General features: G+C 64.9%; 4 protein-coding genes. All 4 read left to right on the top strand.

Translation table 11 applies throughout. The features are described 5' to 3' along the window. Nucleotides 1-189 precede the first annotated feature (189 nt). The 4 genes from hrpB (at nucleotide 190) to WCE35_RS09310 (ending at nucleotide 5,675) form a co-directional block, all read left to right on the top strand. Nucleotides 190-2,694 carry an ATP-dependent helicase HrpB gene (hrpB, locus tag WCE35_RS09325; RefSeq protein WP_424593055.1) on the top strand — a complete coding sequence of 835 codons (2,505 nt, stop codon included), beginning with the start codon at nucleotides 190-192 and terminating at the stop codon, nucleotides 2,692-2,694. A 349-nt stretch (nucleotides 2,695-3,043) separates the two neighbouring features. Then, entirely contained in the window at nucleotides 3,044-3,562 is a 519-nt protein-coding gene (locus tag WCE35_RS09320) for a TIGR02281 family clan AA aspartic protease (protein ID WP_424593054.1), read from the top strand. Nucleotides 3,563-3,683: 121 nt separating this feature from the next. Continuing rightward, nucleotides 3,684-3,986: a nucleotidyltransferase family protein gene (locus WCE35_RS09315; protein WP_424593053.1), complete on the top strand. Its 303-nt coding sequence runs from the start codon at nucleotides 3,684-3,686 to the stop codon at nucleotides 3,984-3,986. 189 nt (nucleotides 3,987-4,175) lie between these two features. After that, on the top strand, nucleotides 4,176-5,675 hold the full coding sequence (locus tag WCE35_RS09310; RefSeq protein ID WP_424593052.1) for a phosphomannomutase/phosphoglucomutase: 1,500 nt from the start codon (nucleotides 4,176-4,178) through the stop codon (nucleotides 5,673-5,675). Nucleotides 5,676-5,815 lie beyond the last annotated feature (140 nt).

Here is a 5,815-nt window from a genome sequence, read left to right as displayed (position 1 = left end):
CCCGAGGACATGGCGGCGCTCGGCTTTATTTATGAGAGCGTGGGGCGCCCGACCGAACCGCGGGCGTGATGCAAAGGCACTGTGATACCCCGCGCAGGCAAGGGTATCCAGTGATCCCGGTCTTTGTAATCGGCAATGTCGGTGTTTACTGGATCACCCGCCTTCGCGGGTGATGACGGATGTGAGACCTTGTCCCGCAACTTCGACACCTCCCTTCCGATCGACGCGGTGCTGGACGAACTGGCGCGCACGCTCGCGAGCCACAGCGCCGCCGTGCTGGTCGCGCCTCCTGGCGCGGGCAAGACCACGCGGGTGCCGCTGGCGCTGCTCGACGAACCCTGGGCCAAAGGCAAAAAGATCATCGTGCTGGAGCCGCGGCGGATCGCGGCGCGCGCCAGTGCCGAGCGCATGGCGCATACCATCGGGGAGCGGGTCGGCGAAACCGTCGGCTATCGCGTGCGCTTCGGCTCGAAAATATCGCGCGCGACCCGAATTGAGGTGGTCACCGAAGGCATCTTCTCGCGGCAGATTGTCGACGATCCCGAATTGTCCGGGGTCGCCGCGGTGCTGTTCGACGAATTTCACGAACGCTCGCTCGATGCCGATCTGGGGCTGGCGCTGGCGCGCGATGCGCAGACCGGCTTGCGCGAGGACTTGCGCATTCTGGTGATGTCGGCGACGCTGGATGGCGCCCGCGTCGCCAAATTGCTCGGCGACGCGCCGGTGATCGCCAGCGAAGGCCGCGCCTTTCCGGTCGAGACGCGCTATCTTGGCCGCAAGCCCGATGCGCCGCTGGAACGGCAGATGGCGGATGCGATCGCGACCGCGCTCCGCTCCGATCCCGGATCGGCGCTGGCGTTCCTGCCGGGCACCGCCGAGATCCGCCGCACGCAAACCCTGCTGGCCGAGCGCGTGCAGGATGCTTCCATCGAAATCGTGCCGTTGTTCGGCGCGCTCGATTCCAGCGTGCAGGACCGCGCCATTGCGCCGGCGCCGAAGGGCCGGCGCAAGGTCGTGCTGGCAACCTCGATCGCAGAGACTTCACTGACTATCGAGGGCGTCCGCATTGTCGTCGATTCCGGCATGGCGCGGGTGCCGCGCTACGAACCGGATATCGGCCTGACCCGGCTGGAGACCGTGCGCGCCTCGCGCGCCGCGGTCGACCAGCGCCGCGGCCGCGCCGGCCGCACCGAGCCGGGAGTGTGTTACCGGCTGTGGGACGAGCCGCAGACCGCATCGCTCGCGGCCTATACGCAGCCTGAAATTCTCAGCGCCGACCTGTCGTCGCTGCTGCTCGATCTCGCGCAATGGGGCGTCAGCGATCCCGGCGGACTGGCATTTCTCGATCCGCCGCCCGCCCCGGCGCTGAAGGAAGCCAGGAGCCTGCTAAGCGAACTCGGCGCGCTCGATGGCGACGGCCGGATCACGGCGGAGGGCAAAAGCCTGCGCGCGCTGGCGCTGCCGCCACGGCTGGCGCGGATGATCGTGGATTCGCACCGGCTGGGGGCAGGCGCGCGGGCGGCCGACATCGCCGCCATCCTGACCGAACGCGGTCTCGGCGGCGACAGCGTCGATCTCGATGCCAGGCTCGATCAGTTCCGCCGCGACCGCTCGCAACGCGCTTCCAGCGCCCGCGGCCTGGCGCAGCGCTGGGCCTCGCAGGTGGCGGCGTCGGAAAGCATCGCTGCGACCCAGCCTTCTTCTTCCTCCCCGCAAGGGGGAGGGGAACTCTCCACCGGCGTCATGCTGGCCTTTGCCTTCCCCGACCGCGTCGCACGCAACCGCGGCAACGGCGGTTTTGTGCTCGCCAACGGCCGCGGCGCGGCCATCGATCAAACCTCGGCGCTGGCGCGCGCGCCCTATATCGCGGTGGCTGAACTGACCGGCACGGCGGCGAACGGGCGTATTCTGCTGGCGGCGTCGATCACGCAGGAAGAGATCGAGCTGCGCTTCGCCGGTCAGATCGAAAACACCGACGAGATTTCATTCGATCGGGGTGCCATGGCGTTGCGCGCGCGCCGCAAGCGGAGCCTGCACGCGATCACGCTGTCGGAAGCGCCGATGGCGCTGTCGCCGACGGCTGAGACCGCGCGGGTGTTCGCCGATGGCTTGATCGCCGCCGGCCTCGACAGACTGCCATGGTCCAAATCCCTGAAGCAATGGCGCGACCGCGTCATGTTCCTGCGCAAGGCCGAAGGCGACAACTGGCCCGATCTGTCCGACGGTGCGCTCGCAGCCGCGCGCGAGATCTGGCTGGTGCCGGCACTCCACGACAAGACCTCGCTGAAGGATTTTTCGTCCGGCGATCTGTCGGACGCGCTGACGGCGCTGTTGCCCTGGGAATTGCGCGCGCGGCTGACGCGCGAGGCGCCGACGCATTTCGAGGCCCCGACCGGCACGATGCTCGCGATCGACTACGAGGCCGAGCAGGGCCCGACCATTGCGGTGCGCCTGCAGGAACTGTTCGGGCTCAACACCCATCCCTCGATCGCCAGGGGCGCGGTGCCGCTGGTGCTGGAACTGCTGTCGCCGGCGCAGCGGCCGGTGCAGGTGACGCGCGATCTGCCGGGCTTTTGGCGCGGCAGCTATGCGGCGGTTCGTTCCGACCTGCGCGGACGCTATCCCCGGCACCCGTGGCCGGAAGACCCGGCGAACGCGATGCCGACGCGGCGGGTCAAGCCGCGGGGGACGTGAGAACTATCACTCCCTCTCCCCGCTCTTCGCGGCGAGAGGGCTGGGGTGAGGGGCGCTTCCGCGAAATGCAGAATGCGATAATGAACGCAGGTGCCTCGCCCCTCACCCGAAATTCGCCAATGCGAATTTCGACCTCTCCCCGCAAGGAACGCGGAGAGGTGAAGAGCCCCTATTAACGCTTCGCTCATCCTTTTCGCCGAAATGACAGCCGTCCCCGCCTTTGTTAGTCGCGGTTTGGCGGTCGGCGTGGTGATATCGCCGGGTTTCGTGTCTTTTGTTTTGACGCGTTTTCTTCACGCGAACCGGTACCCACTTCGCTCGAAAACGCTATAGAACCGAGTGTGGCGTCATGCGTAACATCATGATCTTTGCGGCCATCATGATCGGCCTCGGCACCTTGATGGCGCAGATGGCCGACAGGATGACGCCTGCGCCCGCATCCGCCGGCACGGCCCCGCGAAAGGCAGCCTCCACCGAGACGGTGGCGCTGGCCGGTATTCGCAGCCTCAGCATTCCGCGCGACGGCCGCGGCCACTTCCAGACCGACGGCCGGATCGACGGCCAGCGCATCGATTTCATGGTCGATACCGGCGCCTCGCTGGTGGCCCTGAACGAAAAATCTGCCGCACGCTTCGGCCTGCGTCCGTCGCGCGGCGACTACAACGCCACGGTCACGACCGCCAACGGCACCATCAAGGCGGCACGAACGCGGCTCGCCGTGATCGAACTCGGGGGGCTCGTGGTGCGCGATGTCGACGCCATGGTGTTGCCCGATGAAGCGCTCTCGGAAAACCTGCTCGGCCTGTCGTTCCTGTCGAAGCTGAAGCGTTTCGAATACGCCAACGGCAAGCTCGTGCTGGAGCAGTAGAGCGGCCGATCTCGCCGCGGACGGTTGGGCTCCTTCTCCAATTGGCATCTGCTCGGCCGAATAGCTCTCCGCGGCTACGCTACGTGCTGGAAAATGAGGATTTTTCGACTATATTGAAGCTATGCGCCGAGAAGATGTCATTGCCAGATTAAAGCAAACCGAGCCTGCCTTGCGGGCCTTCGGTGTCGGGTCGCTTTATCTGTTCGGTTCGCATGCGCGCGATGAGGCAGGCTCGGAATCTGATGTGGATGTCTTTGTTGATCCTGCATCGAACAGGGATTTCGGTTTCCTCTCGTTCATGGATGCCTATGAGGCACTCCAGAACGCATTCAACCATCAGGTCGAGATCGGCTATTCGACCCGCATGGGATTGTCACCCCACATCCGTCAGGACGTGGAACGCGAAGCCCTACAGATTTTTTGATGGCCGCAAGTAAAAGCCCTCGCACGCGGTTGCTTCACATTCGTGAAGAAATCGAAGGCGTGGCAGCGACCGTTCAGGGGCTGTCCTCATTTATTAACTGCAAGCCGCCAATCCCGCCTTCCGCTGCGCCCATGCATTCGCTATGCCTGCGGGCGCGTTCTTCCGCATCATGATCACAAGGCCGCCTGAATGTTTCCGAAGCCGAAATCGGTGCTGGTTCCCAATACCTATGCCTTTGAATCCGAGCCGATGGTGAAGGCGACCGGCTTTCGCGAATATGACGCGCGCTGGCTGTTCAACAAGGAGATCAACCTGATGGGCGTGCAGGCGCTGGGCATGGGGCTCGGCGCGCTGATCGCAGAGCTCGGCGTTCCGCAGGACATCGTGACCGGCCACGATTTCCGCGGCTATTCGGCGTCGATCAAATACGCGCTGATCTCCGGACTGATGGCGGCGGGCTGCCGGGTGCACGACATCGGCCTTGCGGTCACGCCAATGGCCTATTTCGCGCAATTCGAACTCGACGTGCCCTGCGTCGCGATGGTGACGGCATCGCATAACGATAATGGCTGGACCGGCGTCAAGATGGGCGCCAACCGCCCGCTCACCTTCGGCCCCGACGAGATGACCCGGCTGAAAGCGATCGTGCTGAACGCCGATTTCAGCAACAGGGCCGGCGGCTCCTACCAATTCCATGAAAATTTCGCGGCCCGCTACATCGCCGATCTCACCGCGCGCGCCAGGCTGAAGCGCAAACTGAAGGTCGTGGTCGCCTGCGGCAACGGCACCGCGGGCGCGTTTGCGCCGCAGGTGATGCAAGCGATCGGCTGCGAGGTGGTCCCGCTCGACACCGAGCCCGACTACACTTTTCCGAAATACAATCCAAACCCGGAAGATATGGCGATGCTGCACGCGATCCGCGACGCGGTGCTGGCACACCAGGCCGATGTCGGTCTCGGTTTCGACGGCGACGGCGACCGTTGCGGCGTGGTCGATAACACCGGCGAGGAGATTTTCGCCGACAAGGTCGGCGTGATGCTGGCGCGTGACATGTCGGCGATCACCAAGGACGCCCAATTCGTCGTCGACGTCAAATCGACGGGATTGTTCGTCACCGATCCCGTGCTGCAAAAGCAGGGCGCGAAGACCACCTACTGGAAGACCGGCCATTCCTACATGAAGCGCCGCACCCACGAGCTCGGCGCGTTGGCAGGTTTTGAAAAATCCGGCCATTTCTTCTTCAACACGCCGTTCGGCCGCGGCTATGACGACGGCCTGCTCTCGGCGATTGCGATCTGCGAGATGCTCGACCGCGCCCCCGACAAGTCGATGGCGGACCTGAAAAACGCGCTGCCAAAAACCTGGTCGTCGCCGACCATGTCGCCGCACTGCGCCGACGAGGTCAAATACGGCGTCGTCGACGCCGTGGTGAGGCATTTCGAGGCGCTGCGGAGAAACGGCGATAAGGTCGCGGGACAAGAGATCCGCGATCTCGTCACCGTCAATGGCGTGCGCGTCACGGCCGCGGACGGCAGCTGGGGCCTGGTGCGGGCGTCGTCCAACAAGCCGGAGCTGGTCGTCGTGGTCGAGAGTCCGGTCAGCGAGCAGCGAATGCACGATATGTTCGAGGCGATGGATGCGGTGCTGCGCACCCATCCCGAGGTCGGCGAATACAATCAGAAGATTTGAGAATGCTGAACAGTTTTCGTGTCCCGGGCGCGGCGCAGCATGAGCGAAGCGAATAGTGCGCTGCAGACCCGGGACCCATTTTGCGTCCGTGGGTCCCGGCTCTGCGGCGCATCGCTAACAAGCGCTGCGCCGCGTCCGGG

The organism is Bradyrhizobium sp. (assembly GCF_049691595.1).
GTDB lineage: Bacteria > Pseudomonadota > Alphaproteobacteria > Rhizobiales > Xanthobacteraceae > Bradyrhizobium.
This window is presented reverse-complemented; position numbering and strand designations above follow the sequence as displayed.